Origin of the sequence: Chryseobacterium sp. Bi04, from assembly GCF_918698085.1 — a bacterium.
Lineage (GTDB): Bacteria > Bacteroidota > Bacteroidia > Flavobacteriales > Weeksellaceae > Chryseobacterium.
Window position 1 is genome coordinate 85,918 of the sequence record NZ_CAKKLP010000011.1, and the last position, 26,240, is coordinate 112,157.

Consider the following 26,240-nt stretch of genomic DNA (forward strand, 5'->3'; position numbering starts at 1 on the left):
AATAAGGACACAGTTTACATTAACAACATATTAATCATTTTTTAATTCATTATCCGTAGCGATTATATCGCTTTCCAATTCTTTATTGGAATTAAGCTTTTTCAAGAAAAATGAAGGGGAAACCCCGAATTTTTCTTGAAATTTTTTTGAAAAGCTTTGCGAATTGCTGAATCCTGCTTTACTTGCAATATCCTGTATAGAGTATCTTCTGCTCTTTTTACTTCCCCGCCAAAGATTCATAACATAATTAAGTCTTAAATCATTGAGATAGGTTTTGAAATTTTGCTTTTTATAATGGTTGATAATTTTGGATAGATAGGCGGTATTGGTTCCGCACTGTAAAGAAAGACTTTCCAGATTTACTTTTTTCTTTAAAAAGTCTTTATTCTTTTCAAACAGATCAAGCTCTTTAAGAACATTATCCACAAGTTTCGGATTAATGTCAATATCATCAATGTCATCCAGGATATCCGGTTCATTATCAGCATCGGAATCCATATCATAAGCATCTATGACTTCTGCAGCCACGGGATCTTCATCAGGCAGTTCTTCATCTAAATCTTCACTGCTTTTGATACTGATAAACTCTTTGTAGAGTTTCTGGTATTTATTTCTTTTCTGAATTCCTTTATAGATAATAGATATCAGGAAAATAATCAGTCCAATACCAATAGCAATACTGATCTTATAGATAATCTTACCTTTTTTTATCCTGTTTTCTAATATTGTTTTGGTTTCGATTAGTTTTTTATTATCAAACTCTTTGTGCATAGTGGAAAACAATAGTTTGTAGTCCTTCTCATATTTGGCATCAATTGATAATAATTTCTTTACGTATTCCAGCTCTTTGTCTTTATCGCCGGTTTTCTCATAGTACTTAATCAGCATCTCAAACGCAGATCTGAATTTTGGGTCTATTTTCCCTGTTTTATCATAAGCATCATCTATCTGTTGCAAAAAAGTATAGGCCTGCTTGGTATTCCCCTGTTCCCAATAGCTAAGGGCAAGATAGAGCTTATCTGTTAAGTGCTGAAATTGGTCTGTGTATAGCTTTTCTGCAGCAGTTATTTTTTTGATCGCTTCACTATAATTTTTATTGTAATATTGATCAACACCTTCCGCTGCAAGGAAATAAGGATAATACCCCGATTGATTGGTATTTTTGATAAAATCCATTCCTTCTTTTACCAAAGCGCTGTTATCATCTCTTTTCAGATACCAATTGGTTTCAATAAGAGCAAGCTGTCCATAAGTAAAATATAAGTGGGATTCTTCTGTGTTTATTGATTTTAGGTTTTTTAAGGCAGGTTTTAGAAGGTTGTAGGCTCCATCATAATCACCCATATACAATTTAACCCTTGCCAGAAAGGTAATTGATTTGTTGATAGCCAGCTGATTATTGGTTTTTGAAAGCATACCATATGCATTGATATAGTTATCTAGCGCTTCAGGGTAGTTTTCTATACTTTCACCATTCATGCCCAGCCACATATAAGCTTCACCAATAAGCTTGTCGTCTTTCAGCTGTTTTGCGGTAATCAAAAGACTATCTAAATAGTTTTTCTGATTTTTTGCTCCCATTAAAGCCGCATTTTCATAAGCATCATAAAGTTTCTTAAATTCTTTATTTTTTTTGGAATTCTTTATTTGTAGTGAAATTTTTTTCCATTTTTCTTCATCACTGAGCGAATCTTTCGCTTTTCCCATTTTTTGTCCTTCCATTAATGAAGAGCAAAAAATACTCAGTAGTAAGCATAATTGAAAAAGTGGTAGAAAATATATTTTTTTCATTCTAGAAAATTACAAAAATCACAAAAAAAACTCTAACAAAAATAGTGATTAATCTTTTAAAAACATAAAAAAGTAAAACATTGATATTTAAATACTTAACATAATTGTTTGATTGATTTTTTTATGATTTAATAAATTTTTTTTAAGAAATGACTCTTGTTGATTATTTAATTTGTAGTTTCGGCCACTTAGATTACATAAATTGTATAAAAAAACTGTTATGACAAAAAGGATATTTCTATTAAGCGTATTATACGCATCTGCTATTGCATTGTTAGCTGTTTCATGTAGACAGGATGATGATCAGGACCTCTCTGCACCAACTGCAAAAATGAAGCCAACAAGCAATTCTGAAAAATTACAGAGAGGAGGTCCTGTAAGTGAGACAGACACTTTAATTATGAAAAATACTTGGGAAACCTCAACGGAGGCTGCTTATGATGGAGGACCAAAATCTCCGCCAATTCCCCCAGTAAAAGTTCAGTAAGCTTAAAAAAAACTAATAACTATACGATGAATTACCTATTTCTACCCTTTCTTTTGTTTGGGGTTATTTTTTCTTGTTTTTATATACAAAAAATGACAGAATTAATTACTCATACAAACCGTTTACAACAGTCTTTAAAATTCTTTTAAACGTCAATAAGGTTACTTATCCGGACCTTGTTATCTAATGTGAAATTGCCAATCAAAATGACCCTTACAATGAGGGGGAATTGTTGAACAAATTAATCAACAGATATACAACGTTACGCTGGTTATACAATCAGCAGCATCATAACCAAAACAAACACTATAATAATTGCTCATTTTATAAATGAGGGGCGATTGCCATGTCCTTACTGATGGTATTTTATTAATCTTAAATTTTTTTTATGAAAAAAAGAGTTAAACTAGTTTCAAACTTAGAGCACAAAAGCATTTTAAAGGAGACTATTAAATCTTCAGGTACAGAGAAGATGGATCTGTACAAAGCTGTTTTCGGAGGAATTGGTATCATCAATCCCGGAACCGGAATTGGAACGGGAACTGATAACTGCAATGTAGCCATTGAAGGTGGCGGCGGATCTGCTGCTTACAGTAAATATGATCCATTTTTAAGAGTATAAGGACTCTTTACTATTCTCCATTAGCTACAAACCGGCTAATGGAGAGTTTCTTTTAAATAAAATGTATGGAAAATATTGTCTCATTTGTTTTAAAGGTTGCAAGTAGATGTAACCTCAACTGTTCTTACTGTTACATGTATAATCTGGGTGATAAAACCTATCTCTCTCAGCCTAAATTCATGTCTATGGAAACAATTACAGTTTTTGCCCAAAAACTACATGCATATTGCAGGGAAAAACAGGCAAAATATGTCCAGATTGTATTTCATGGCGGGGAACCTCTGTTGTGGGGTAAAGAAAATTATAAACAGGCCATCGAAATTTTTACAACTGTTGTTAAAGATGTGAATTTTGGCTTTGCAATGCAGACAAACGGTGTAAGCCTTACCCATGAATGGTATAAACTGTTTAAAGAACTTAATATACGGATAGGAATCAGCATGGACGGCCCCAAAGAGCATCATGACAGATACCGTGTATTTCATAATGGAAAAGGATCATATGAAAAAGTAGTAAAGGCTATTGAGCTTGGAAAACAATATGGGATGAGTAATATCCTGTCCGTTGTTAATCTGAATATCTCTCCCTCAGAATTTTATCAGGAAGTGAAAAATTTAGGAGTACCAAGTTTTAATCTGTTATTACCGGATGGTCATTATGATAATTTACCCGATAGTTTCGAAAAATTAAAAGTAAATACATTGCATCATACTCCCTATGCTGACTGGCTGATTGAAATTTTCGAGATATGGAAAATGGATAGCGACAGACCTATGATCCGGTTTTTCCGGACATTGATTGAACTGATCATGGGAGAGCAGACAGGAGATCAAATGGTGGGAAGACTGAACAACGGTGTTGCTGTTTTGGAAACAAACGGAGCACTGGAAGTGTCGGATTCTATCCGGGCCTGCTATGAAGGGATAACAAGAAACGATCTCAATATTCATACCCATTCTATTGATGACCTGAATAATGATCCGTTATTTGAGGTTTTCTTTCACAGTCATAATATGGTTAACGATATATGCCTGAGCTGCCCGATATATGATATATGTGGCGGTGGATTCCTGGGGAACCGCTATTCTAATGAAGAGGGCTTTGATAACCCTACCATTTATTGCCATGATATGATAAAACTGGTTTCTCATATTCAAAATGATATCGTAAACAGCCTTCCGGAAGAAGTCTATGCTTCTTTGGATGCAAGCGAGGCTCATTATGAAGAAATCGTAGAAGAGCTAAAAGAAGAATCACTTATAAAAGCTCATGATGAAATAAAAAACAAATTAAAATCATTTAGTTTAGTATGTTAAGAAAAGGACTTCAATTATACAATAGCGGGATTGATAATATCGGACAGCAGATCTTAATCAATACCGGTACTGAATCGGCAGAGCATATTACAACTGTTGAATACTCCGGTAATGCTTTTATTCCCAAAAAAAGCTGGAGACCACTTACCCCAAAAGAGCACAGTATTATCATGACCAATGATCATTTTAATCCGCTGTCCAAATCAGTTTCTATTGGAATAATTCCTCAAAAAGTAATTAATCTTATTAAAAAGTTACAATTATCAGAATGTAAAAGTCTGTTTGATATTGAACCCAAATTTCAGGAGAACGAAGAACTGGTTATTAAGATCAATAAAGAACTGGATGAGTTTTTGAAAAATAAATCTTCGGTTCAGCATTATAAATTCCATCGTATTGCCAAAGCCCAGCCTAACAGAGAAACGACCACTTTTCATTTTATAAATAAAGAATATATTCGATATACAGGTCTGCATATTGATGAGAGCAGGAAGTTTACTCCTCATACTGCTTATAAATCGGATAACAGGATATCGATTAATATCAGTAGCGAATCCCGCTATCTATACTATATCAATCTGAGTTTAAGACAAATTTATAAACTATACCACAGAAGAAAAATTACCACAGAAAATATTGTAGAAAATTTCTTACATGATTTTCCCGATTATCCTGTAATCAGATTAGAAATAAAGCCTTATCAGTATTACATTGCCCCCACGGATAATTTTATCCATGACGGAAGTACATTAGGAAATAAAGAATTTGATATCACCATTGTTTACACAGGAAAATTTGATAACTATTAATATTATGGAAGTAAAAAGCGGCATAAAGATTTTTTGTAAGGATAAGGAATTTGAAGAAACCGTAACAATTAATACCGGCAGCCATTCCGGTAAATACAGACAACCCACAAAAGTTTTATTTGGAGAGGCAGACTTCGAACCACAATATGAAGACGAAGCTTATCTTCCCAAAAGAGATTGGAAAAAAGTAGAGGGGCCGATTGTATCCAGGATTCGGACGACCCGCTTTCTAAAGGATTATAATACTGCTGCGATCGGAAAAATTCCTGCAAAGCTGCAAAATTTATGTAAGCAGCTTAACCTTCATGTTGCTACCAGTGAAAAGGAAGTTCTTGAATGTTTTTACAATAACAAAGAAATCGTAGCACAGCTGAATGAAGGATTAAATGATTTTTTACAAAACCTTTCCGCGGATTACTCCTTTCACTGCATTGCAGCCGGTTATCCTAACTGTGAGACTACTTCGGTAGACAGAAGAAATCTGCCGGAAGGATATCAACCCCATCAGATGAGGTTCATCGGTCTTCACAAAGATTCTTCCGACAGGAAAATGACGATTGGATCATCTCACAAACATGGTAATCGTCTCACCATCAATCTTGGTCAGGAATCAAGATATTTCTTATTTATCAATCTGACCATGATCCAGATTTACAATATGCTGAAGAAAAAAATTGACGTAAAAAAAGAGAATATCAGTAATAAAAATATCATTGAGTATTTTTTTAAATATTTTCCTGATTATCCAGTACTTAAAATAGAACAAAAACCCTATGATTTTTATATAGCTCCAACGGATAATTGTATTCACGACGGTTCTACATTAGACGCAAAGACTTTAGATATTACCATGGTATTTCTGGGACATTTTACCATGTCATAAAATAAGGGATTAGAGTTTTAGAAGTGACATAAGCAATTGGTTTTTCATTTTCTCTGATTTCCGATATCTCACTGGAATTATTGCCGTAGCAAAAAGACTTTCCTATATTTATAGAACCAAACCATCATACAAAATCAGTTGATCATGAAAAAAGTTCTTCTAATTATTTTAGGTATTCTTGCTATCCTAGTTGCTGTATTACTTATTAAAACTTATACCTATCCGTTTAAGAAAAACACAGATGAAGCCAGAGAAGGATGGAAGCCTGTAAAAAATGATTCTGCCCTAATAAGATTTTCCAACGGAATAAAAATTCCAACAGTATCAACCGGGAGTTTGGGAGAATTTAACTATACACCCTTTGATGAGTTTAAAGAATACCTGAAAATATCATATCCACTGGTGTATCAGAATACGGAGAACTTTGAAGTGAATAAATATGGATTGGTATTCAGGTTGAAAGGAAGTAATCCTGCTCTGGAGCCTATCCTGTTTCTTTCCCATATGGACGTTGTTCCTCCGGGAGACGCTGACGTGAAAAACAAAGAAGAAAATATATTCCGTCCCGATGATAAAGTATTGCCACCTGTTTCAAAAGTTGCTGAAGATTGGGATTATTCCCCTTTTGCAGGAGTCGTTGCCAATGGCAGGATTTATGGAAGAGGAGCAATAGATATGAAAGGTATGCTCTTCTCTCTGATGGAGTCTGTGAACAATTTGATTAAAAGTAAACAAACTCCACAACGGGATATTTACCTTGCCTTCGGTTTTGATGAAGAAGTAGGCGGCCAAAAAGGAGCCATTCAGATTGCTGATTATTTTAAGAAAAAAGGATTGAAGTTTGATGCCGTATATGATGAAGGAGGGTTGATTATGCAAAAAGGAAGCGTAGCTGGAATAGATTCAGATGTCGCCGTGGTAGGATGTGCTGAAAAAGGATTTCTTTCTGCAAAAATAAAGGTAAAAGGGCTCGGTGGGCATTCATCCATGCCTCCCATGGAAAGTGCTATTGGAAAAGCTGCTGTTATTATGCAGCGCCTGGAAGATGATCAGATGAAGCCTGTCATTACCCCGCTAATTAAAGAGTTTTTTGATAATATCGGAGGTGCTATGCCGTTTACCAGCAGGCTTGCTATTGCCAATCAATGGCTTTTAAAACCTGTACTGTTATCTCAGCTTACTAAAAACAATACCACCAATGCATTGGTACGAACTACTACAGCTTTAACGATGATGAAAGGAAGCGACGGAACGAATGTTCTTTCTCCGGAAGTTGAATTTGTAGTTAATTTCAGGCTCCTTCCGGGAAATACGGTAAAAGATGTCAGAGAACATATTGCAAAAGTTACACAGGGTTTTGATGTTGAGGTGGAAGAAATTGATAATACGAGAGAAGCTTCAAAAATATCACCTACCAATACCAAAGCATACCAACTGATACAGGCTGGGATCAAAGAAATTCATCCTGGAGCTATTGTTACTCCTTATCTTACAATGGCAGGTACAGATGCTGCCAAATATGAGATTGTGAGTAAAAATGTATATCGGTTCATGCCCATCAAAATCAATAGCTCAGAGCAGCAAAGCCTTCATAGTACCAACGAATATCTCAGTATAGAAAACTACCTGAAGATGATCCACTACTTTGAATTTATGATGAAGAACTATGACAAGTAATTCTTGTTGCAAATGGCTGCCATATTGCTATTTTATCTTTTTTATTTTACCGGGATTAACATATAAACTGCCCTCCTGACTTCCATGGGTGTAAAGATTCATGGTCTCAAAATCAAGTACAGCAGATATACCCAATCCGCTTTTTTCAATCCACGAAATGAAAATCTTATTCTTATCTAATTGAGAATATACATATGTATCGGTTTCTTCAGTGGCACCGGGATAATCCCCTTTAATTAATTTCCAATGGACTGTAGAATCTGAGGTTAATGTGATATGATAAGTATATTCCTTATACTTCCATTCGTAAGTGCTGCCAATTAAATCCTGGATATTTACAGTATTGCGGGTTTTATTCGGTAATTCTTGCCTCTCATCAGTTTTTTGTTTCTCTGTACATGAGTTTGATAGCAGAGGAATGATCATCATTAAAAATAGGGTTAATAAATTCTTATTCATCAGATTTGTTTTCATTGTTTTTCTTTTGTATCTCTTTATCAAATATCTGAAAGTTTAACCAAGCAAGCAAATAAAAGCTAATTTACTCTATTATATCATTGTTTTTAATGTTTTTATTATCCCTTAATTGTTGAGAAATTCAAAATATTTTTAAATTAAAACAAGGCAAATATTCTGATTCATTTCTATAGAAGATAAAAAGGTTTATTATTTTAATGAAGCATTTTTTCGAAGAACTGAATGTCGGTTAGAGAATATGAAAAACACGTCAAGTTCTGTCGTATTCATCATATATATTTGTAAGACAAATTACAATATTATGATTTATACAGAAGATTTTTTCGCGCAAAACAGTCCTTATCCAAATGATGATTTGGTGCAGTTAGTTGATAATTTAACCAAGGAAAATGTCAATTACAAAAAAGTTACCGCTTGGATGAATGGTACTCCCATCAACTCGTCTAACGAAGCAAATTTAATTGATGGAAAAATTTATAGAAAAAAGGGAACTGATTATTATGTGAATACGCTCATTTTATCAGGTTCAGAATTGAATGCCGGTCTTTTTGGAGTAAAAGCTGATGGGGTTACGGATGATTCCGATGCATTACAAAAAGCTTTTGATTTTTGTGGCAAGAATGGATGGAAGCTGAAGCTGCCCATCGGGGAAATTGTTATAACAAAAAATATACAATGTGACATGCCTGCAAATCCCGATAAGGCTAATAAATTCCAACTCATCGGATCTGGTGTTAATGTAACAGTTCTAAACTCTATTGGTACAACAGGAGGTTTACGGTTTGTTTCAAATAGTAGTGGAGGATCCAGTTATTTAACAATTTCTGGTCTTACGATCAGAAGACCTTTTCCTAACAGTCCCGCTGCTGGAGGAGTTGGCATATATGTGAGTAATGTTATGGAAATTACAATAAAAGACGTTGAAGTATTCAAATTTAATTTAGGAATGCAAATAATGGATACATGTTCATCTCTTTTTGAAAATGTAAAAACCCATTGGGGCGATACAGGTTTCTATGGTGGGATGAGCAATATTACGCCTCCCAATTTGTTGACCTTCATCAATTGTCATTTTAATTCAAATGCTGTTAAAGGAGTAGAATTATATAGTGTACATAATGTGAAGTTCGATGGATGCGGGTTTGAAGGTAATTATGGAAATGCCTTAGAAGCCTCATTTGTAGGAGCTAATGGAAAGGTTGGGTTAAACTTAATCAACAGCTATTTTGAAGGAACTTCTAATGGTGTTGATATTTATTATACTTTAAATAGTGGGGGAACAGCGAATTTTATTGGTAATACATTTAATAGATTGACCAGCAGCATTTATACTTCAGTTTTTGTTCTATCAAATACTGCTGAAAAAAGTTACCTTAACTTTGTAGGAAATGGGTTTTTGAATGGAGGTAAATTTATTCCAAACGGAGATAAACCTGCTGTTTTAATAACCGGAAATACAGCCAATATTCATTATACAGATACTAATTATTATGAAACAGCTTCAGATGAGCTCATCTGCCTTCCATAATATATAATGTAAAGAATATTCAAATATTTCTCAACTGTAAACCAGATCATTGATCTGGTTTTTTCTGTAAAAAAGATAAAAAGGATCATTATTTTGACACCGGTTTTGGAAAGAACTGAATGTCGGTCAGAGAATAAAATAAAAACACGTCAAGTTTTGTCGCATTACCGCAATAGCTTTGCCTTATCAAAATTACAGAGCTATGGAATTGCCATTTTACTTAAACTTTAAAGACTTTGAAAGTTATTATTACGACAACCTTGAAAAATGGTTCGAAGAATATCATAATACGAGTGAAACAGATTATCTGAAAGCCTTTGCAGCCTTGTATAGTCCTTATATCTATTACAATTTTGCAGAAGACAGGGTACAGGCAGATGCTTCCATTGAGATTAAAGACTGTTTTTTTCCTTATCATGAAAAAATTGGAATCTCTTTTTGTACAAGCTATGATAATGGGAAATCCCCTAAAAAAGGAATGAGCCATGTATTTGAATGGAAAACCATTTCGATGATGGAATATGCTCAGCATATTTTGGATAAAATAAACAGATATTGCTCAAAAAACAGCAAAGCCCTGAATGGCGGTAAAAATATCCTGGATTATATCAATGATTACGAAATTATCACTTCGAGGGAAGGAGCTGGATATTGTGTCAATTACAACAAACACCAGACGGCTGTTCCTTTCCTGAAAGCTTATCTTCCTTATTATGGGCAAACGGTTAATATGGCGGTATATCGGGATTTTATTTTCTCTCTTGTAGAAATAGCAGAATTTATCGATCAGAAACTGAAAACAGTACTGGCCTTTGAACATACCATCTACGCACAGTCAAGATCAGAAGCTAAATTTAAAGTACAGATGAGCCGGCAGTTTCTTACCATATGCAATTAAATTTAAACCAAACATTCATACTAATTATATTGTTGAAAGACCTTGAGGTTTTTCAAACAAAGATCCCGGTCAGGAATGATCGGGATTTTTTTATGATATCAAATAGATTAGTTCTTATGATAAGGTATATTCCAGATAAGATCCGCAGCAAGATAATGAACTCCACCATGGTGAATGCTCCTGCTGTCTCTGATGAGATCATTCATATAGCCCACGTCTACTGTAAAAGGAGTATTTGGAATATTAAACATATAATAGGCTGCAATACGCATTTCACGATATCCAAAAGAAGTCCACTGTGGATCCGGTTCATTAAGATGGCTTATAGAAAATAAGGCTTCGGCACTTACTGCTAATTTCTGGTTGTTCTTTGGTGATAAATTATACGTCAGCTGGCTTTTAATACGGGTTCTCAATTGGAAATCTTCTTCCACCTTGCTGAAATCAGCAGCGAAAAATTTTCTGAATTCCTGTCGGACCGTATTTTTTAATTTCCACTTTTTTCCAAGATCAAAAGTATAGGCATATCTTCCGTAGATCCTGAATTCCTGTTCTGTATTTTCTTTTTCGTAAGGAGCACTGCTTTCATATTGAGGCTGACGGCGGTAGCTAAGGGCATAGCTGTATTGCTGATGAGGTGCAAAAGAATGGTAGACCTCATGGTTTACAACAAGAATAGCCTGTTTAGAAAGTAGGTTGTTATTGTCCGGACTGCTTTTACGTCCTATTGCAATATAACTTAAAGCCTGTTTTTTTCCTAATGAGTCCAGTTGGCGCTTTACTCCAAAAGCTGTCCATAACGCTGTATTGGCATCACCCAGCCCCGGTGGACTGATCTGTGCCTTTAATAATACATTTCCTGTAAAACCTATTAAAAATAAGGCTGCTAAAATTTTCTTTATACTAAACATCATGAATAACTTCTTCACTATTGATTGTAATTTTTGTGAGAACCTAAGAATAAATGATTTCCGGAAAGAGTATTTCATAGTACAAAATTATGATGTTCCATGTGCTCACTGCTTACTTAGATTCCCTTAATACTATTTAAAAACATGACAAAATTAACAGGTGATTTAGGAATAATTTAGGAATCCGGGATCTGTAAAAATTTTTATTCAATAGAAATTTTCTCTCTGGAACAGTCTATATACAGGCAGTTTTTTAAAAAGATTTTATTACCCAGCATTCCTGTCATGCCGGAAAACTTCATCAGCATATATTGTATCTGGGAAAATCCTTCTACGTGAGTGACTTCACTTAAAGAAATACTCTTGTTTTTAAAACGGATATTAAGATTAGTTTCAGCGGTGTAGGTGGTTAAAATATGAGGTCTTGACTGGGCCTTTTCTATGATCACTTTTGAATGAGGTAATTTTAAATCCTGCCAGTTTTGTTTGTTAGTCAACAGTTCATAGGCACTTGTTCCGGAATCGAACAGAAATTTTTCCTCTTTCCCTTTTAAGATTCCCCGGATAATAATTTTCCTTTTTTTAAATGTAAAATCTATAAGGTTATTTTTAAATTCGACAGGCTCCCGGGTTATATTGAAGACAATAAAGTTCTTTTTAAAATTAATAACCGTTTTTCTGTCTTCAAGAATGTCTGCTCCCAGCGTCCCGATTATTTTAATAGAATCTGTTGTATCCGGCTTTTTTCCTGTTGCTAAAATTTTAATGTGATCAGAAGCGATTTTTGATTTTCCTATATAGAACAAAGATGCAGCTAACTTATTACGGACTGTAATTCCCTTCAAATTCTTTATTGAATGGCTGTAAAATTCTGTACAGGCAGCTCCGGTATCAAACTGCAGATAATAAATAATAGAATCTTCAGGAAAATGAATGGGTACAAGCAATACAGACTTATTGTTTCCCAGCCAGGTTATCGGAATGTTTCCACTTTCATTTTCGATTTTTAGATAGTTCTTCTCCGGAGTGAATTTTTGATCAAAATAGAAGTAGCCACCCAATAATAATGCAGCGATGATTCCTAAAATGATCCCTACAATTTTTTTGATAATTTTCATGTTGTTTTTTGTGCAAGATTCGGAAATACAAATCTCTTTTTACACAAAAACAGGCCGACAGTTTTACGACAGTTCTATGATTTTTATTATAAAAAATAGGTTTTCAGCTTGATATGTATATCATGTTTTTTGTTTAAACTGATACCATTACTGATGATGATTAATGTTTTTACAGAAAGGAACACCATGATAACAATGATGAAAAGTGGAAACCTCAGGGATAAATACTTTTGTATAAACGGACTGATGATTAATGAGACTGAAAAAATGAATGCCAGTATAATTTGAATGCATACCATGCTTTTTCCCAATTCTTTACTTGTTGAATCCTTTGTTTTATATGTTAAAATGAGGGGTAGGATGACGCCACCAAAAGGAATGATAAGACCGGATAAGGCTGAAAGGTTAATTACTTTTGCCTTGTGAATATTTTCCAGGTCTCTTGTTTGGATAACAAGATGTTCAGGATTGGTATTCAATGCCTGGGCAAGGGCTTTTAATGTAAAACCTTTTAATATACTTCCGGCTTCTACTCTTTGAACTGTTCGCAGAGAGAGACCCGATTGCTCAGCAAGCTCATTTTGGGTCATATTTCTTGTTTCCCTCAACATCTTAACCTGATTTTTCATGATCTATATAATTGTAGATTTTTACAATATTTTGCTAAAGTAGTGAAAAATGAATATTGATAAGCATTGGGCTGATTACAAAGTGTGTTTTTGTGGAAAACTTGTGGAAAACATATTGGCTGTTTGTGTATAACCTTCTGTTTCCTATTATTATTATTATTATTATTATTATTATTATTTGTAATGAAAATAAAGTAAAATATTGTATGTCAGGTTGTTTTTGGAATGACGTCTAAATACGAATTGCCGCAGTTTTTTTGCAGGTGCAACATGTAGGATTGAAATCCACATCTTGATAGTACAAAAAATACTGCGGCAATTGGGGAATATGAAATAGTTATTAATTTCCTGTTTTGCACATGGCATCCCAGGTTGTCCAGAAATGTGCATTAATAGCACCAATAAATGGATGGGTGCTGTCGGCAACAATACCCACCATTGAAGCACAGTTAGAATTGCATCCTATTTCATTGTGGCTTCCGGCCTGAGGAGGAATCTGTCGCCAGGTGCCTGTTGAGCCACTTAATAGTTCTACTTTAATGTCAAAGATCCCTGAAAGGTTAGGAGTCTGAATTTGTTTGGTAGGATTTTCACTTGAGATAGAATCGCTCCAATTTCCCTGTGAGAATGTTACACGCCATGTAGTGATCATTGCAGAGGTGTCGTTTTGAGGCGAGATATATACCCAGAACTGAGCACCGCCACCAAGTTGAATCTGGCCGGATGAATTTACGTTTACGCTGGTTGTTGTCATGGTAATTTAAGTTTGGTTGGTTATTTCTATTTCAAAGTAACAAAGAAGAAAACGAATGGTGTAGAGTACAAATAACCAATTGTGACTTTGAGTAGAAATACTTATACATTAAGTGTGTAAACCAGCAAGGCTCTGACTTTCCCAAAGATGTCAGCATAGATTGTCAGGCTGCTTACTCCATGTTCTTTTGAATAAGCTGTAGTATAGCACTATTAAATGAAGGCAGTTGGGTCCCTAATATGTCAAAAAAATCCAGATCTGCATTTTCTACTTCAATGATTGCTTTCTGCAATATTTTCTCACCGGTAGTTGTTAACCGGACGATTTTTGCTCTTGTGTCAGTTTCATGTTCTTGTCGGGTTAAAAACCCCTTTTCTTCCAAGGTTCGTAAAACTTTTGACACCATCATTCTATCAGCATTACTCTGTGTGGCAATATCAACCTGGGTAACGGCATCACTTTTTTTTAAGCCAGCCCTATTCAGGTTTATTGAGCAAACAACAAATTGACCTTATTAAAGTCAAAGAAGCAGGCCAATGGAGATGATCTGAGAGCAATTGCAGACTTAATGTCGAAAAATATCATCAGGCCCCATATTGCAAAATTATATCCTTTCACTGAAATGTCAGAAGCTCATACTCAGGTTGAAACCCGGCGGACTGCAGGCAAAGTTGTACTTACAGTTTAGTGGTTATTTATCCAATAAAACAATTTGGATAATCATAATAGGCAATACAATTTTACAAAATTTATATACCTTTATCATAACCAATAATTACTCTTGTAATGATTTTTGAATTTACAACGGCACCCGGTTTTGACTTTATCAGTTTGTTTGCTAAACAGATAAATGTTTCTGTAAGGGATAATTTGTTGGAGATTCCCAAGACAATGGGCGAAGGTTATGTCCGCAGAGTGGCGTTTGGCCCGGATTTCAAATTAACAATTCATCGGTATAATTTAAAGGAAGATCTTATTGTAAAGCGAAACCCTGCCGGGAAGCCCAATAATGTACGTACTATCTTCTTTTATAATAATACGGAAGAACGTGAACTCAAATATTACAGCGAAGAGAATATACCGTTTGCACAGAGAAATGATGCCTTTGTGCTTTTATCGACTAATGATTTGAAAACAGAGATCCGTTTTCCTGCTGGAAGCGATATTCATTATATGGTTGTAGGGATTACAAGCGAAAGACTTCACTCAATTCTGTCGATTGAAAAGCCTAACAATACAATAGAAAAGATAGTTGCTGAAGATGCTTCCTTTCTATTCTTTGAAAATTTTGATGCAGAACTGCAATTGATTTTAAAAAATATAGTGGCTGTTGATATGCATAATTCGTTAAATAATTTTTATGTTCAGATAAAGGTATTAGAATTAATGTATTTGCTCTTTAGCAAATTATCAATCAGGGAAAATACCATAGTCAAAAATATAAATAGTAATGACGCAGAGAAGCTTTTGCTGATACGGAATGAAATTTTAAATGACCTCGGTACACCTCCTATTTTAAATGAGCTGGCTGGTATCGCATCAATGAGTGAAACCAAACTTAAGCAGCTCTTTAAGCAGACCTTCGGAGATACAATATACAACTATTATCAGCGGGCAAGAATGGAAGAGGCTGCGTTTCTTTTAAAACAGGCGAAACATTCAGTTTCTGAAGTCGGTTATGAATTGGGGTTTTCAAATCTGAGTCACTTCAGCAAATTATTTGAGAAGCATTACGGCATTACTCCCAAAAAATTTTCCAATACCAGGTAGCAACGTATATTTTTTAGTCTCCTGTATATCTGTCGGATAGAACTATTCTTTTGTCTTTTCTGGTTATTTTAGCCTTGCGATAACTTATACATTTGCTCATATTAATAATGTGATCAATGAAAAAGCTATTGACTCCTTTCAGAAAAGTATCATTGCAGCTAAAAAGTCACGTGGTAATGGCTCCGGTGGCTGGAAACAGAGTAATTGGAAATCTGCCTAATAAAATGATGGCAAATGCAGGGCTTATCATTACTGAAGTATTCCATATTAAAATCCGTAAATATTTAAAAATTGGATCATCTATTGTAATGAAAGTGCTCCAGAATAATCAGGAATACCTCATTACCATTGGCCGTAGCTTTCTTACGAATCCGGATTTTGCCAACCGCATTAAAAAGTATGTTTCGCTTAATGGTGTTGATCTCAATACACTATCTACAGAACCTGAACAGGTTTATATTAATTCTACACTTAATAAATAAAAATAATGAAAGCAATTCAATACAAAGAATATGGAAAATCAGATGTCATTACATATGTTGAAGTTCCAAAACCTGTTATCACAGATGAAAACCAAGTTTTAATACAGGTTAGAGCTGTGGGTGTTAATCCGATTGATATGAAAATACGGATGGGCTTTATGAAGACAGCTCGTCCCGTGGAGATGCCATTTATCCCTGGTGGGGAGGCTGCCGGAGTAGTTGTTGCCATCGGTAGAAATGTTTCAAAATTTAAAATAGGTGATGAAGTTTTTGGGATTACAAAAATGCACGCTTATGCAGAATATGTGACTGCAAATGAAGGCTCTGTTTTATTAAAACCTGAGAGCCTGTCCTTTGAAGAGGCTGCGTCACTAAGTGTTAACATGGGTACAGCACAATCAGTTTTATTTGCAGCGGGGAAATTGAAAAAGGGACAAAAGGTATTGATCCAGGGTGGAGGTGGTTCCGTTGGTGGTGCCATGATCCAAATGGCAAAAGCTTGTGGTGCATTTGTTATTGCCACTGCATCAGGAAATGGTGTTACGTTGGCAAAAAGTCTTGGTGCGGACGAGGTGATAGATTACAAGCTGCACAATGTTGCCAATAGTGTAAAGGATATAGATCTGGTTGCAGATACTGCGGGAGGTGAGGCTCAGGTAAAACTCTTTCAGGTTTTAAAGCAAGGGGGAACATTATTGAGTATCGTGATACCGCCATCTCAGGAATTGGCCGAACAATATAAGGTCAGCGCTGGCTTTGTTGCTTCCGATATAACGGCAGAAACCTTGAAATATGGTATTGATCTTTTAAGCAGAGGGAAGTTCCGGACAATCGTTTCCAAAACCTTTCCCCTTAGCGATGCCGCAATTGCCCAGGATTTTTTATCAGCAGGTGGGGTTAATGGAAAGGTTGTACTTACTATTGAACATGAGCAATACATATTCAGAATATAAACAGTAAAAAAATATCGTTGCGGGGGCCCCAGACATGCTGGCAGTCAGATTGTGAAAGAGTTGCTGAAATAAAGGTTGGGAGGTTACTGCAATGATCCGAACCAATAGTAAAAGGAATAGGCTAATCAAGATCGGATGAAAAATATTTTAGTTGCACAATATAAAGAATCAATAACTTATAAATAAAGAAATTATGAAATTATTAGAAAAAGTAAAGCTAGGTAATCAGACGTTGAACAATGCTTTAGCAATGGCACCAATGACAAGAAGCCGTGCGAACGTTGAAGGTGTAGTATCAGATCTAACCACTTTATACTATACACAGCGAGCAGGTGCAGGCCTTCTTATAACAGAAGCAGTCAATATTTCTGAACAGGCAATAGGTAGCCCGCTGACACCGGGACTGTATCACCCTGAGCAAGTAGAAGCATGGAAGAAAGTAACAGCGGCAGTGCACGAAAAAGGAGGGGTGATCTATGCCCAGTTGTGGCATACCGGACGTGTTGGGCATTCCGTGGATAAAAACGGTCAGCTTCCTGTTGCTCCTTCAGCTGTAAGTATAAAAGGACAGCAGCACTTCACGTCTCAAGGAATGAAAGATTATGAAGTACCTCGGGAATTGTCGTTCGAAGAAATCCAACAAATTGTAAAAGATTATGGCCAGGCAGCGAAAAATGCCATTAAGGCTGGCTTTGATGGAGTAGAGCTGCATGCTGCATTTGGGTATCTGCCTAACCAGTTTTTATCTGAAAGCGCAAATCTCCGAACCGATGAATACGGAGGCAGCATTGAAAACAGAAACCGTTTTGTGCTGGAAGTAATGAAAGAACTAGTTCGCGCAATAGGTAGTGGCAAAGTTGGTATTAAACTATCACCGACTATTTATTACAATAATATTGAAAATAGTGATCCCCAGGAACAGTTCAAGCCATTAATTGAATCATTAAATGAACTGCCATTGGCTTTTGTTCATTTGATGAACGGTATGTTTCCACTAGATAATTATCCAAACTATCCTAAGGATGTTATAGATACATTTGGAAGGATAAGTAAACATCTGATTATTGCAAATGCTGGATATGATAAAGAAACCGGTGAAACGGAGCTTAATAAGGGGATAGCTAAAATAATTTCCTATGGTTCATTGTTTCTTGCAAACCCTGATCTGGTCAAAAGGTTTGAAGTAGGCGCTGGATTCAATCAGCCAGATAAAGCTACTATGTACGGAGGAGAAGAACATGGCTATACGGACTATCCATTTTTGGAAGATTGATCAGTATGACGGTATTTCCCTAAGCTTCCAGGTACAATCTTTATTGTGTAGAAATTATGCAAAAAGGATTTAAATATCCATACTTTGTACCCAATAAAGCTAGTAAAAATAAAAGTATAACTGGAATAAAAAAGAAAAAGCGCTGACAATCAGCGCTTTTCTTGCAGAAAGGAAGGGATTCGAACCCTCGATACAGTTACCCGTATACTACCTTTCCAGGGTAGCTCCTTCAACCACTCATGTTACCTTTAATTAAATGTACTCCTATTTATATGCCTTTTTCTTATATTTGTCCAACCCTATAATAAAATGGACATTGGACATTTATGTTCCTGTGTAATTATGTTATTAATTCTATATGTAAATCATGATTGAAACTAATAGTTATTCTGCTTTAAATCTATTCAATTTTAAACATGAAGAATTACCTAAGCTTTTAGACCCTCTGTTTCCAAAGATTGGGCTTGCTTCTTTAGTTGGTTCTTCTGATACTGGTAAAAGTACTTTATTAAGACAACTGGCAATCTCTGTCTCATTAGGCTTAGATGAATTCATTGGATATAAGCTCTTCCCCCAGCATCAAAATGTAATTTTCATCAGTACAGAAGATGATCCAACTTCTACCAGTATTTCAATTAAGAAACCTATTTCAAAAATTATTCAAGATACTGATAAAGATATTAATCTATTAAATCATCTCAGGTTTATTTTTGAAGTAGACACTAATCTAACAAATCCTGACAATATTTTCAATGTGCTAGAAAAAGACCTGAAAAACAATCCAACAGACTTAATTGTAGTTGATGCTTTTACTGATATTTTTAGTGGTGATATTAATTCCAGTACAAAGGTAAGGGAGTTTTTAAACCAGTTTAGTAAAATAGCTAAAACTTACAACTGCCTAATTCTCTTTCTTCATCATACAGGAAAGAAAGCCAGTAAATTTTCTGCTTCCAAAGACAATGTATTAGGTTCACAAGCATTTGAAGCTAAAATGAGAGTAGTTCTTGAACTAAAACCATTTCCAAATGATGAAAATCTAAGAACTCTGACTATTACCAAAGGTAATTATATCTCTTCTAAGCTAAAGAAATACTCTAAAATCCTTTCTTTTGATGAAGATACTTTACTGTTTTCTGATACTGGTAAGGAGGTTCTAAGTGATTCTATAAGTTCTTTAGCATATACTAATCCTAAGAAGGATTCCATGCTACCTATTATCCAGAAACTGCATGCTGAGGGTAAATCTGTAAGACAAATAGAAACAGAGCTAAAAAGCCAAGGATATAAAGTAAGTAAATCCTCAGTATCCAATTATCTCAAAGAACAAAAAAATGCTAACATAATAGAGGAAGAAATTGATAATATTGATTATAGCCAGAATATTGATAATGATGAACCTGTAATGTTATTATAGGTTTTTTCTTTTCTGATAACTGAGTACAATTCTCTTTTCCTTTTCTGGCTTTTTTAATATCAGATAGTACTTCCCTAAGTACCAGGAGCAAAAGTAAGTATTGTTAATAAGCTTCTGCTCATAAGCAACTCCTATAAATTGCTCTATCCACACTTTTAATTTAGTATATAAATGAGGTTTGAAATAGTAGTCTATCTTAGTTAATACATCGGCATTATAATACAGCATTATCTTTTCAACTTTCAAGTCAAATAAATGTTCATGATCTGCCTTATCAAACTCATATACTTCATAACAATACTTTTTACAGCAGTATTCCTCTTTATAAAAAAGCTTAAACTCATGTTTACATTGTTCTTCACCAATCCTAAATTTTAGATGCTTATATATCTCATTTTTCATTTGGTTTACAGCTATAAAAAAACCACCTTATTTATGGTGGCTAAATATTAGTTTTATATTACTCTTAACTCATGATAGAATCCCATAAGTATTAATCTATTTATGGCTATTTCCTATAACATAAAAAATAACTCCAAAAACAATGTACATAACTGTTTTAGTGAGCAATATCTTTCTATCATAAATTAATTCAGAAGGATATAATCTAAATGCAATAAAAGGCGTTACTAAATACAAGCAGATAATATTGCTTATAATAAGTACCAACCAATGCAGGTTAATACCCTTATATAAAGGGAATAATGCAATAATAAATCCACTGGCAAATACCAGGAAAAGAAGTAATGTATTTTCACTTAATTTGCCATTTTCAAGCTCATAGTTAAAAGCCTTATCTGGATTATACTTCTGCATTCTTTTAAGTCTTCTAATTGTGTCTTGATAAGTTGCAAATGGTAGCTGAAATAATACTGCTGAAATGATAAATAAAAAAGTACCCATTATTCTTTAGTAAATTTAAATTGATTGCTTCCAACATTTAAAGTCATTACAGAGCCTGAAATTGTGCCATTATTTAGAGGACTAAAAGTAGCTCCAGATTCATAGTTCAGTTTTATTGTACCAGTAGATGAATATGTGTAAGTCCCATTATATGGTCCACTATTAATAATCCATTGATTCTGTGAGTTCTTTCCATATCCATACAGCTTAAAACTGTTGTTTTCTTTAAATTGAACTTGTACCTTCTCATTATCCCAATTCATGGTGTTATTGGTCATGATTTTAATTTCAGTAGAAGAGAATACTCCTGACCATGCTGTATTATCAAGCTTTACTAAGGTAGAATTATCATTGTTATTGTCATCATTACTACAAGATACTGTTAGTGTTAATAAAGCAATAAGTAATAAAATTGATTTTCTCATAAAATGTAAGTTTTAAAATTGAACAAATATATTAAAGTTATCATTATTGATAACCAAAAATTATCATTTATGACCACTTTTGGCTATTAATATAAAAGAGTGGATAAGAAAGAGTTTCAGATTGCTATTGGTAAGAGAATAAGACAACTTCGTGAAGAAAAGAAAATATCACAAGTTGAGCTTGCTGCATTCTGTAACTTTGAAAAGTCCAATATGAGCAGACTTGAAGCTGGAAATACTAACCCTACAGCTTATACATTATATGTTATTGCTCAAAAGTTAGAAGTTGAAGTCTTTGAACTTCTTGACTTTAAACCTTTAATTAAAGGATGAATTGGCTATTAATACCTATCTCAATAAATAATTGAGTTCAGATCATTTTAGATTAACTGGCATATGAGTGTAGATTCATTTATATTTATTTCCTGGTATTTTACAGTCCTTTTTAGATAAGTGTAATCTGAAAATATAAAAATCATATATTTTCCCTAATCATATATAATACTCAGGAAAATATATAGTTTTTCGATTAAAAAAATCCAAATCTTACTGAAATCTATATATGATCTTACAGTAAAATTTGGATATTATGTTGTTAGATTAAGCAAACTCTATGTGCTTTCCATTCTTAGAGAAAGACTCCATATCAGTAGCAAAGCTATCGCTTACCTGTTGCTTAACAGTATTCTTTGCTCCTGGTTCCTGTGGTGAGTATACAAATCTGTGATGAAGAATAATTACTTCACCAGTGTCTTTAACAGTATACTCATAAGGCTCACATTCTTGTTTAATGATACTACCTTGCATTTGAGTTCCTATAAGAGCTTGGCAAGTAAGTTCATCAAATGTTGATGAAATGGAAGCCTTTTTGGATGTGGCATAGAACTGATTTGTAGTTTGTCTCATAACCATTTCAATACCTCCTTGAACTTCTAGTACATAGAATATAGAACCATCTTCTTTTTGTCTTTGTTTGTAGTTAATAATTGTTACCATTGTTTCTTGATTTTTGAGTTAGATAAAGTACCAGGAACAAAAGAATTGTGAGCAATAGTACGTCAGCTATCACCTTGATTGTATTACTGCCTGCGAATTTTTTTCTCTATTCTTACTGGTGGGGGGATGTTTTCTGTTCCCAAGGATGGGTGGGGGTCTTTACAGGGGGAATTCAGGTGTGAATAAATTTTCAGAGGTAAAAATTTTTCAGAAAAAAATCTGTAAATTTGAGAAAAGCAATCCCAAATGATAAAGGACCTAATTGAAGACCTAACTTTTGATAAAATAACTCTTTCACAGGCTCTTACTAGAGCAAAAATAATTTCATATAAAATCAATAATTCTGACTTTAAGGATTGGTTACAATCTGAAATTAATGGATATAAGAATGTACCGCTCCCAGAGTATAGGAATATAAGTTGTGAGGTTTTTGCAGAGATTTCTGACCTAATGAGAGGTGGAACAAGGACAATTCCAATGGATGTTTCAAATCTGGAAAACACTTTAGGTACAGAGTATTCTTTTTATAATATGAGAATGACACAAAGCATTGGAACACTTGAGATGGGATTAGAGAAAGATAAAGGTAAGGGAAGCAGTTATGGATACATTTACTTTCCTTCAGAATTTGCTAAAACTTTAGCTAGTATGTCTCCTGATGGGCAGTTTATTACTGCTGTTAAAAGAAGGGTGCATCTTAGTGAAATAGATTATATTTTGGAGCAAACTAAACAAAAATTATTAGACACTCTTTTAGAGCTTAATAATACTTTCCCTGACTTAGAAAATACATTTTCTAATCAAAATAAAGTTGATGATCAGAAAGTCCAAACAATAGTTAATCACAACATTTATGGTAATTACGCTAACTCAAACATTGGAGTTGGGGATAATATAAAGCAAGATATTAATGTAAATAATAACATTCAAGAACTTGTTAAAGAATTAGAAAGAATTGGTGTTGAAAAAGAAGATATAACTGAGGTCGCAAAAATTATAAACACAGAGACCAAAGAGAATGTAAGTAAAAAAATCTTTAGTTGGGTTGGCAAAATTGCAACAAAAGCTGTAGAAAAAGGAATTGATTTACAAGTGCCTTTATTGATTGAAACTGTTAGTAAGTATATGTAAATTAAGCTAGTTAAGATGAAAGAATTTATTAATTGTTATGGTGATGAAAATAAAAAAAAACTGATTGAGGATTATCTAATTTCTCCTGTTTTATATTTAGGACTATTACCTAATCAATCTAAAAATGGTTGCTGTGGTAAGCTGACAACAAATTATTATATTTTTAATGCTATTAATAAAAAAACTAAAGAAGAGACCTCATTCTATGCAGGAAAGCACTGTGCAGAAGAAATATTAAGGCTAATCCAAAAGCCTAAATTGGAGTTGTTTAATCCTTTGAGTATAAATTCATCTAAAAACCAGAGTAATAAGGGTCAGTCAATAACTATAAGCGATAATTTAGACCCTACAAACAATGAGTTAATAAATGCTATAAATATAATTTCAGTAGCTTGGTCTTCAATTCCACCTGTTTTCACTTTAAAAATTATAGAATATACTTTAAGTAATCCAAGGCATATTAACTATCGAGGTGTTGAATGGGTAAATAAGTCTATTACTCGGGATTATAAAAACAGAACACTTACACAGATAGTACAGGATTTAAAAGATGAGAATTCAGATTTAAGAAATTTCACTTTTGAAAGATTGAAACAGGTAATGTCTGAAAAATTCCCGAAAGAAAATAATCGCTTTTAATTTATTCACATGATGATGTTTCTTAAAGTATGGTATCAGACATAGTGTAAGCCCAATTGAAGACTTACCCTTTTGGTAGCCTTCCCTATTTATTAAATATTGCTAATCAGAGTATACATTATTTATGTAGGGTAATATTAAATTTCTTTATAACCTTGTTAATCTTTTCCTGTTCTTCTGGTATTGTGTAATTAACGAGATCCATCTTTTTATCAAAAAGGAGAAACCATTGATAAGGGTCATAAGAAACATTATCATAAGGTTTTATAAATTCAATCTTTGAACTATTTGATACTACTTTATCTATAATGATCTTTTTTAAAAACTTAATGTCTTTGGTTGTTTTTCCTTGTAATAATAAGTCGAAGTTTTTATATTTAAAAAATTCTAAATTTTCTGATTTCTGATTTACCATTATAGATTTAATATTATCTCTTGTTATGGTAATCATATACCCTTTGTCTGTATAGTAAAGACTTGATATATGAATTAACGATAAGTCAGGTTTAAAGTTTTCACCATTATTTGTATAGATAAATGCGTCAATAAAATTATTGATGTTGTAGTTTTTTACTAAACAAGGGACTTGTGAAAACATTAAATCAATTACAAAAAATAATATTAGAAATGCAATTTTATTTTTCATTATACCTTATCAATTAAAGTATTAAAGATTAATATTACAGTCATATGGATAGCATTTTTCTAATTTGCCATTTGAGTCAAAATTCAATATCCATGTTTTAGGGTCATAATAGTTATTAGAATCAGTAGAGTGTGATTCTGAAACCTTATTTATTTTTATGGATTTTAAAAAAGTAGCTTTACTATCCTTCTTGAATATACAGAATATGTTACTTCTTGTCTTGTAAACATTGAAGTTTTTTACAAATTCATTTATTTGATATTCATTCTGAAATTTATAAATAATTACTGTAAAACCTTCATATTTGTTTTCATTAGAAGTGTTATTTTTAACTTCTGTTACTAAAGGCATTTCTTGGAAATATATTGCAAAAGTAGATTTATAAGAATCTGTATTGATTTGTTTAGAAAATTGATTTGTTAGATTTTGAATTAAATTTTTATCATAGATTGTATTAATCTTTGTTTGAGCTTTACATGAATTCAATAAAATAAAGCATATAAGTAATATTAAGTTTTTCATCTATTTAATTTTCCTTCATTAGTTATTGAAATAATTTTTTCACTGTCAAAACGTATTCTAAGTGCCCCATCTTTATAATATGGTGAATATAGGATAAATTTGGTAGCAGGATTGTTACCAGCTGCTTTAATGTCACCTGTAGGTAGTCCCTTACTGTAAGTGAAATTTCCTGTATCCTTAAAATAATTAACATTAAAACCACTTGGCCAAAAGGTAAGAGGGTCGGGATGACTATGTTCACTTTCAACTAAGTTGGCTCCTAATTTTACAAGAGGAACCATATCCTCAAGATGTGCTGTTCCTACAAAACTAAAATTATCATTTTTAGAATTGGTAAATAAATTTCTATTAAATTCAACATTTGAATTAGAAGATAAATAATCAAAAACATTTTGAGCCTTTTCAGTATTACCTCCAAATTTAATGTAATCATAAGTAACAGTTTTAAGGCTTCCAAAGATTTCTGCTGTTACTTGCTCTGAAACAGAGTTTTTAGCTATGTATCCTTTCTCTCCAACTTCAACTCCTCCATCATTATTAGCTTTAAGGTTTCCATTCTTATCAAAATTCTTTTCAGCATAAATAACATCTGTTTTGGATTCAGCCATCCATGTGAGATTTCCAGATTTGTCTAGTTTATAAATATCTGTTGCTTGTCTACCATCAGGGTCAATAAATCTTAATGGATTGTTCATAGCATAGTTGTAAGGAGACCACCTTCTAAACTCTTCACTCAGTGGATCAGGAGAAAACCACCTCCCTGCTGTGTCTAAGTATGGTTGAGCATCAGGATCACTCAAATCTATCTCTCTGAACTCTGTAATCTCTTTGGTTTTTCTGTTGTACTTTACAGAACCAATATTAACCACACTATCCATATCATGGAATTCTAAATACTTTCCTTTGCTCAGGGTAGCAATCTTAGGGTAGTAACCATATTTTTTAAAAGGATTCCCAACAGCAATATTCTTTCTTCTTCTTTCAGCTTCCTCAGGAGTTAAAGTATCTCTAGTTTTTAACACTTCATCCATATAAGGTCTGCTTCTTTCTTCCTTAGTCAGCTTAACTGGATTTACCCAAGGTTTTTCAGCTTTTGGCTTAGCTTGGGTTTTCTTGACCTGAGCCTGTGTCATTCCTGTGAGAAGTACAAAACCAGTAAGTATAATTCTTTTCATAGTCATTT

Annotated in this window: 31 protein-coding genes and 1 tRNA gene; 17 read left to right on the top strand and 15 right to left on the bottom strand. The window is 33.7% G+C overall.

Annotated elements, in window-relative coordinates:
* Positions 1-30 precede the first annotated feature (30 nt).
* A complete protein-coding gene (locus LQV47_RS16380) occupies positions 31-1,707 on the bottom strand; it encodes a helix-turn-helix transcriptional regulator (RefSeq protein ID WP_230038726.1) in 1,677 nt (558 codons plus the stop codon).
* Positions 1,708-2,011: 304 nt separating this feature from the next.
* Between LQV47_RS16380 and LQV47_RS16385 the strand changes: the two genes are divergently transcribed.
* The 6 genes from LQV47_RS16385 (at position 2,012) to LQV47_RS16410 (ending at position 7,585) form a co-directional block, all read left to right on the top strand.
* Positions 2,012-2,278 (top strand): hypothetical protein, encoded by a 267-nt coding sequence (locus LQV47_RS16385; RefSeq protein ID WP_230038728.1) that lies wholly within the window; start codon positions 2,012-2,014, stop codon positions 2,276-2,278.
* Positions 2,279-2,666: 388 nt separating this feature from the next.
* Complete coding sequence (locus tag LQV47_RS16390) at positions 2,667-2,900, top strand: hypothetical protein (RefSeq protein ID WP_230038730.1); 234 nt, start codon at positions 2,667-2,669, stop codon at positions 2,898-2,900.
* Between the two features lie 65 nt (positions 2,901-2,965).
* A complete protein-coding gene (locus LQV47_RS16395) occupies positions 2,966-4,216 on the top strand; it encodes a radical SAM protein (protein WP_290368671.1) in 1,251 nt (416 codons plus the stop codon).
* On the top strand, positions 4,210-5,025 hold the full coding sequence (locus LQV47_RS16400) for a hypothetical protein (RefSeq protein ID WP_230038731.1): 816 nt from the start codon (positions 4,210-4,212) through the stop codon (positions 5,023-5,025). Before LQV47_RS16395 ends, LQV47_RS16400 begins: the two co-directional genes overlap by 7 nt.
* A 4-nt stretch (positions 5,026-5,029) precedes the next feature.
* The gene (locus tag LQV47_RS16405; RefSeq protein ID WP_230038733.1) at positions 5,030-5,908 is read left to right on the top strand and encodes a hypothetical protein; all 879 of its coding nucleotides are present in this window, start codon (positions 5,030-5,032) and stop codon (positions 5,906-5,908) included.
* 144 nt (positions 5,909-6,052) lie between these two features.
* Entirely contained in the window at positions 6,053-7,585 is a 1,533-nt protein-coding gene (locus LQV47_RS16410; RefSeq protein WP_230038735.1) for a M20/M25/M40 family metallo-hydrolase, read from the top strand.
* A 27-nt stretch (positions 7,586-7,612) separates the two neighbouring features.
* Here LQV47_RS16410 and LQV47_RS16415 read toward each other — a convergent pair whose 3' ends face one another.
* Positions 7,613-8,059 carry a hypothetical protein gene (locus tag LQV47_RS16415; RefSeq protein ID WP_230038737.1) on the bottom strand — a complete coding sequence of 149 codons (447 nt, stop codon included), beginning with the start codon at positions 8,057-8,059 and terminating at the stop codon, positions 7,613-7,615.
* Between the two features lie 304 nt (positions 8,060-8,363).
* Between LQV47_RS16415 and LQV47_RS16420 the strand changes: the two genes are divergently transcribed.
* Both LQV47_RS16420 and LQV47_RS16425 read left to right on the top strand, forming a co-directional pair.
* Entirely contained in the window at positions 8,364-9,590 is a 1,227-nt protein-coding gene (locus LQV47_RS16420; protein WP_230038739.1) for a right-handed parallel beta-helix repeat-containing protein, read from the top strand.
* Positions 9,591-9,792: 202 nt separating this feature from the next.
* The gene (locus LQV47_RS16425; protein WP_230038741.1) at positions 9,793-10,488 is read left to right on the top strand and encodes a hypothetical protein; all 696 of its coding nucleotides are present in this window, start codon (positions 9,793-9,795) and stop codon (positions 10,486-10,488) included.
* Between the two features lie 107 nt (positions 10,489-10,595).
* Here the strand turns inward: LQV47_RS16425 and LQV47_RS16430 are convergent, their stop codons facing one another.
* From LQV47_RS16430 to LQV47_RS16450, 5 genes are all read right to left on the bottom strand, one after another.
* Positions 10,596-11,402 carry a DUF2490 domain-containing protein gene (locus tag LQV47_RS16430; protein WP_230038743.1) on the bottom strand — a complete coding sequence of 269 codons (807 nt, stop codon included), beginning with the start codon at positions 11,400-11,402 and terminating at the stop codon, positions 10,596-10,598.
* 200 nt (positions 11,403-11,602) lie between these two features.
* Positions 11,603-12,517, bottom strand: coding sequence for a hypothetical protein (locus tag LQV47_RS16435; RefSeq protein WP_230038745.1), 915 nt, complete (start codon positions 12,515-12,517; stop codon positions 11,603-11,605).
* 86 nt (positions 12,518-12,603) lie between these two features.
* Positions 12,604-13,146: a helix-turn-helix domain-containing protein gene (locus tag LQV47_RS16440; RefSeq protein ID WP_230038747.1), complete on the bottom strand. Its 543-nt coding sequence runs from the start codon at positions 13,144-13,146 to the stop codon at positions 12,604-12,606.
* A 340-nt stretch (positions 13,147-13,486) separates the two neighbouring features.
* A complete protein-coding gene (locus LQV47_RS16445) occupies positions 13,487-13,900 on the bottom strand; it encodes a hypothetical protein (protein WP_230038749.1) in 414 nt (137 codons plus the stop codon).
* 172 nt (positions 13,901-14,072) lie between these two features.
* On the bottom strand, positions 14,073-14,390 hold the full coding sequence (locus LQV47_RS16450) for a MarR family transcriptional regulator (RefSeq protein WP_354961115.1): 318 nt from the start codon (positions 14,388-14,390) through the stop codon (positions 14,073-14,075).
* 15 nt (positions 14,391-14,405) lie between these two features.
* Here LQV47_RS16450 and LQV47_RS16455 point away from each other — a divergent pair, with 15 nt between their 5' ends.
* From LQV47_RS16455 to LQV47_RS16475, 5 genes are all read left to right on the top strand, one after another.
* Positions 14,406-14,588, top strand: coding sequence for a zinc-binding dehydrogenase (locus tag LQV47_RS16455; protein WP_230038753.1), 183 nt, complete (start codon positions 14,406-14,408; stop codon positions 14,586-14,588).
* A 98-nt stretch (positions 14,589-14,686) separates the two neighbouring features.
* Complete coding sequence (locus LQV47_RS16460) at positions 14,687-15,670, top strand: helix-turn-helix transcriptional regulator (protein WP_230038755.1); 984 nt, start codon at positions 14,687-14,689, stop codon at positions 15,668-15,670.
* A 116-nt stretch (positions 15,671-15,786) separates the two neighbouring features.
* Positions 15,787-16,152: a hypothetical protein gene (locus tag LQV47_RS16465; protein ID WP_230038757.1), complete on the top strand. Its 366-nt coding sequence runs from the start codon at positions 15,787-15,789 to the stop codon at positions 16,150-16,152.
* A 5-nt stretch (positions 16,153-16,157) separates the two neighbouring features.
* Positions 16,158-17,105: an NADP-dependent oxidoreductase gene (locus LQV47_RS16470; protein ID WP_230038758.1), complete on the top strand. Its 948-nt coding sequence runs from the start codon at positions 16,158-16,160 to the stop codon at positions 17,103-17,105.
* A gap of 193 nt (positions 17,106-17,298) precedes the next feature.
* Positions 17,299-18,378: an alkene reductase gene (locus LQV47_RS16475; RefSeq protein ID WP_290368672.1), complete on the top strand. Its 1,080-nt coding sequence runs from the start codon at positions 17,299-17,301 to the stop codon at positions 18,376-18,378.
* 164 nt (positions 18,379-18,542) lie between these two features.
* Here LQV47_RS16475 and LQV47_RS16480 read toward each other — a convergent pair.
* A tRNA-Ser gene (locus LQV47_RS16480) sits at positions 18,543-18,628 on the bottom strand.
* 117 nt (positions 18,629-18,745) lie between these two features.
* Here LQV47_RS16480 and LQV47_RS16485 point away from each other — a divergent pair.
* Positions 18,746-19,795, top strand: a complete 1,050-nt coding sequence (locus LQV47_RS16485) for an AAA family ATPase (protein ID WP_230038762.1) — start codon at positions 18,746-18,748, stop codon at positions 19,793-19,795.
* Here the strand turns inward: LQV47_RS16485 and LQV47_RS16490 are convergent.
* The 3 genes from LQV47_RS16490 to LQV47_RS16500 form a co-directional block, all read right to left on the bottom strand.
* Complete coding sequence (locus tag LQV47_RS16490; RefSeq protein WP_230038764.1) at positions 19,790-20,197, bottom strand: hypothetical protein; 408 nt, start codon at positions 20,195-20,197, stop codon at positions 19,790-19,792. The genes LQV47_RS16485 and LQV47_RS16490 overlap by 6 nt on opposite strands.
* 96 nt (positions 20,198-20,293) lie before the next feature.
* On the bottom strand, positions 20,294-20,698 hold the full coding sequence (locus tag LQV47_RS16495; RefSeq protein ID WP_230038766.1) for a hypothetical protein: 405 nt from the start codon (positions 20,696-20,698) through the stop codon (positions 20,294-20,296).
* On the bottom strand, positions 20,698-21,123 hold the full coding sequence (locus tag LQV47_RS16500; protein ID WP_230038768.1) for a hypothetical protein: 426 nt from the start codon (positions 21,121-21,123) through the stop codon (positions 20,698-20,700). Before LQV47_RS16500 ends, LQV47_RS16495 begins: the two co-directional genes overlap by 1 nt.
* Positions 21,124-21,222: 99 nt before the next feature.
* Between LQV47_RS16500 and LQV47_RS16505 the strand changes: the two genes are divergently transcribed.
* Positions 21,223-21,456, top strand: coding sequence for a helix-turn-helix transcriptional regulator (locus LQV47_RS16505; RefSeq protein WP_230038770.1), 234 nt, complete (start codon positions 21,223-21,225; stop codon positions 21,454-21,456).
* A gap of 267 nt (positions 21,457-21,723) precedes the next feature.
* Here the strand turns inward: LQV47_RS16505 and LQV47_RS16510 are convergent, their stop codons facing one another.
* Complete coding sequence (locus LQV47_RS16510; RefSeq protein WP_230038772.1) at positions 21,724-22,119, bottom strand: hypothetical protein; 396 nt, start codon at positions 22,117-22,119, stop codon at positions 21,724-21,726.
* 246 nt (positions 22,120-22,365) lie between these two features.
* Between LQV47_RS16510 and LQV47_RS16515 the strand changes: the two genes are divergently transcribed.
* A complete protein-coding gene (locus LQV47_RS16515; protein ID WP_230038774.1) occupies positions 22,366-23,250 on the top strand; it encodes a hypothetical protein in 885 nt (294 codons plus the stop codon).
* A 15-nt stretch (positions 23,251-23,265) separates the two neighbouring features.
* The gene (locus tag LQV47_RS16520) at positions 23,266-23,889 is read left to right on the top strand and encodes a hypothetical protein (RefSeq protein ID WP_230038776.1); all 624 of its coding nucleotides are present in this window, start codon (positions 23,266-23,268) and stop codon (positions 23,887-23,889) included.
* A gap of 118 nt (positions 23,890-24,007) precedes the next feature.
* On the opposite strand, the gene LQV47_RS16525 is transcribed toward LQV47_RS16520, so the two are convergent.
* The 3 genes from LQV47_RS16525 to LQV47_RS16535 are packed head-to-tail and all read right to left on the bottom strand — an operon-like array spanning position 24,008 to position 26,232.
* Positions 24,008-24,535 carry a hypothetical protein gene (locus LQV47_RS16525; protein WP_230038778.1) on the bottom strand — a complete coding sequence of 176 codons (528 nt, stop codon included), beginning with the start codon at positions 24,533-24,535 and terminating at the stop codon, positions 24,008-24,010.
* 21 nt (positions 24,536-24,556) lie between these two features.
* The gene (locus LQV47_RS16530) at positions 24,557-25,057 is read right to left on the bottom strand and encodes a hypothetical protein (RefSeq protein WP_230038780.1); all 501 of its coding nucleotides are present in this window, start codon (positions 25,055-25,057) and stop codon (positions 24,557-24,559) included.
* A complete protein-coding gene (locus tag LQV47_RS16535) occupies positions 25,054-26,232 on the bottom strand; it encodes an RHS repeat-associated core domain-containing protein (protein WP_230038782.1) in 1,179 nt (392 codons plus the stop codon). Before LQV47_RS16535 ends, LQV47_RS16530 begins: the two co-directional genes overlap by 4 nt.
* Positions 26,233-26,240: the final 8 nt, after the last annotated feature.

Coding starts and splice junctions, on each gene's coding strand:
- LQV47_RS16380 (WP_230038726.1), bottom strand. CDS start 1,707: ATGGGAAAAGCGAAAGATTCGCTCAGTGATGAAGAAAAATGGAAAAAA.
- LQV47_RS16385 (WP_230038728.1), top strand. CDS start 2,012: ATGACAAAAAGGATATTTCTATTAAGCGTATTATACGCATCTGCTATT.
- LQV47_RS16390 (WP_230038730.1), top strand. CDS start 2,667: ATGAAAAAAAGAGTTAAACTAGTTTCAAACTTAGAGCACAAAAGCATT.
- LQV47_RS16395 (WP_290368671.1), top strand. CDS start 2,966: ATGGAAAATATTGTCTCATTTGTTTTAAAGGTTGCAAGTAGATGTAAC.
- LQV47_RS16400 (WP_230038731.1), top strand. CDS start 4,210: ATGTTAAGAAAAGGACTTCAATTATACAATAGCGGGATTGATAATATC.
- LQV47_RS16405 (WP_230038733.1), top strand. CDS start 5,030: ATGGAAGTAAAAAGCGGCATAAAGATTTTTTGTAAGGATAAGGAATTT.
- LQV47_RS16410 (WP_230038735.1), top strand. CDS start 6,053: ATGAAAAAAGTTCTTCTAATTATTTTAGGTATTCTTGCTATCCTAGTT.
- LQV47_RS16415 (WP_230038737.1), bottom strand. CDS start 8,059: ATGAAAACAAATCTGATGAATAAGAATTTATTAACCCTATTTTTAATG.
- LQV47_RS16420 (WP_230038739.1), top strand. CDS start 8,364: ATGATTTATACAGAAGATTTTTTCGCGCAAAACAGTCCTTATCCAAAT.
- LQV47_RS16425 (WP_230038741.1), top strand. CDS start 9,793: ATGGAATTGCCATTTTACTTAAACTTTAAAGACTTTGAAAGTTATTAT.
- LQV47_RS16430 (WP_230038743.1), bottom strand. CDS start 11,402: ATGATGTTTAGTATAAAGAAAATTTTAGCAGCCTTATTTTTAATAGGT.
- LQV47_RS16435 (WP_230038745.1), bottom strand. CDS start 12,517: ATGAAAATTATCAAAAAAATTGTAGGGATCATTTTAGGAATCATCGCT.
- LQV47_RS16440 (WP_230038747.1), bottom strand. CDS start 13,146: ATGAAAAATCAGGTTAAGATGTTGAGGGAAACAAGAAATATGACCCAA.
- LQV47_RS16445 (WP_230038749.1), bottom strand. CDS start 13,900: ATGACAACAACCAGCGTAAACGTAAATTCATCCGGCCAGATTCAACTT.
- LQV47_RS16460 (WP_230038755.1), top strand. CDS start 14,687: ATGATTTTTGAATTTACAACGGCACCCGGTTTTGACTTTATCAGTTTG.
- LQV47_RS16465 (WP_230038757.1), top strand. CDS start 15,787: ATGAAAAAGCTATTGACTCCTTTCAGAAAAGTATCATTGCAGCTAAAA.
- LQV47_RS16470 (WP_230038758.1), top strand. CDS start 16,158: ATGAAAGCAATTCAATACAAAGAATATGGAAAATCAGATGTCATTACA.
- LQV47_RS16475 (WP_290368672.1), top strand. CDS start 17,299: ATGAAATTATTAGAAAAAGTAAAGCTAGGTAATCAGACGTTGAACAAT.
- LQV47_RS16485 (WP_230038762.1), top strand. CDS start 18,746: ATGATTGAAACTAATAGTTATTCTGCTTTAAATCTATTCAATTTTAAA.
- LQV47_RS16490 (WP_230038764.1), bottom strand. CDS start 20,197: ATGAAAAATGAGATATATAAGCATCTAAAATTTAGGATTGGTGAAGAA.
- LQV47_RS16495 (WP_230038766.1), bottom strand. CDS start 20,698: ATGGGTACTTTTTTATTTATCATTTCAGCAGTATTATTTCAGCTACCA.
- LQV47_RS16500 (WP_230038768.1), bottom strand. CDS start 21,123: ATGAGAAAATCAATTTTATTACTTATTGCTTTATTAACACTAACAGTA.
- LQV47_RS16510 (WP_230038772.1), bottom strand. CDS start 22,119: ATGGTAACAATTATTAACTACAAACAAAGACAAAAAGAAGATGGTTCT.
- LQV47_RS16515 (WP_230038774.1), top strand. CDS start 22,366: ATGATAAAGGACCTAATTGAAGACCTAACTTTTGATAAAATAACTCTT.
- LQV47_RS16520 (WP_230038776.1), top strand. CDS start 23,266: ATGAAAGAATTTATTAATTGTTATGGTGATGAAAATAAAAAAAAACTG.
- LQV47_RS16525 (WP_230038778.1), bottom strand. CDS start 24,535: ATGAAAAATAAAATTGCATTTCTAATATTATTTTTTGTAATTGATTTA.
- LQV47_RS16530 (WP_230038780.1), bottom strand. CDS start 25,057: ATGAAAAACTTAATATTACTTATATGCTTTATTTTATTGAATTCATGT.
- LQV47_RS16535 (WP_230038782.1), bottom strand. CDS start 26,232: ATGAAAAGAATTATACTTACTGGTTTTGTACTTCTCACAGGAATGACA.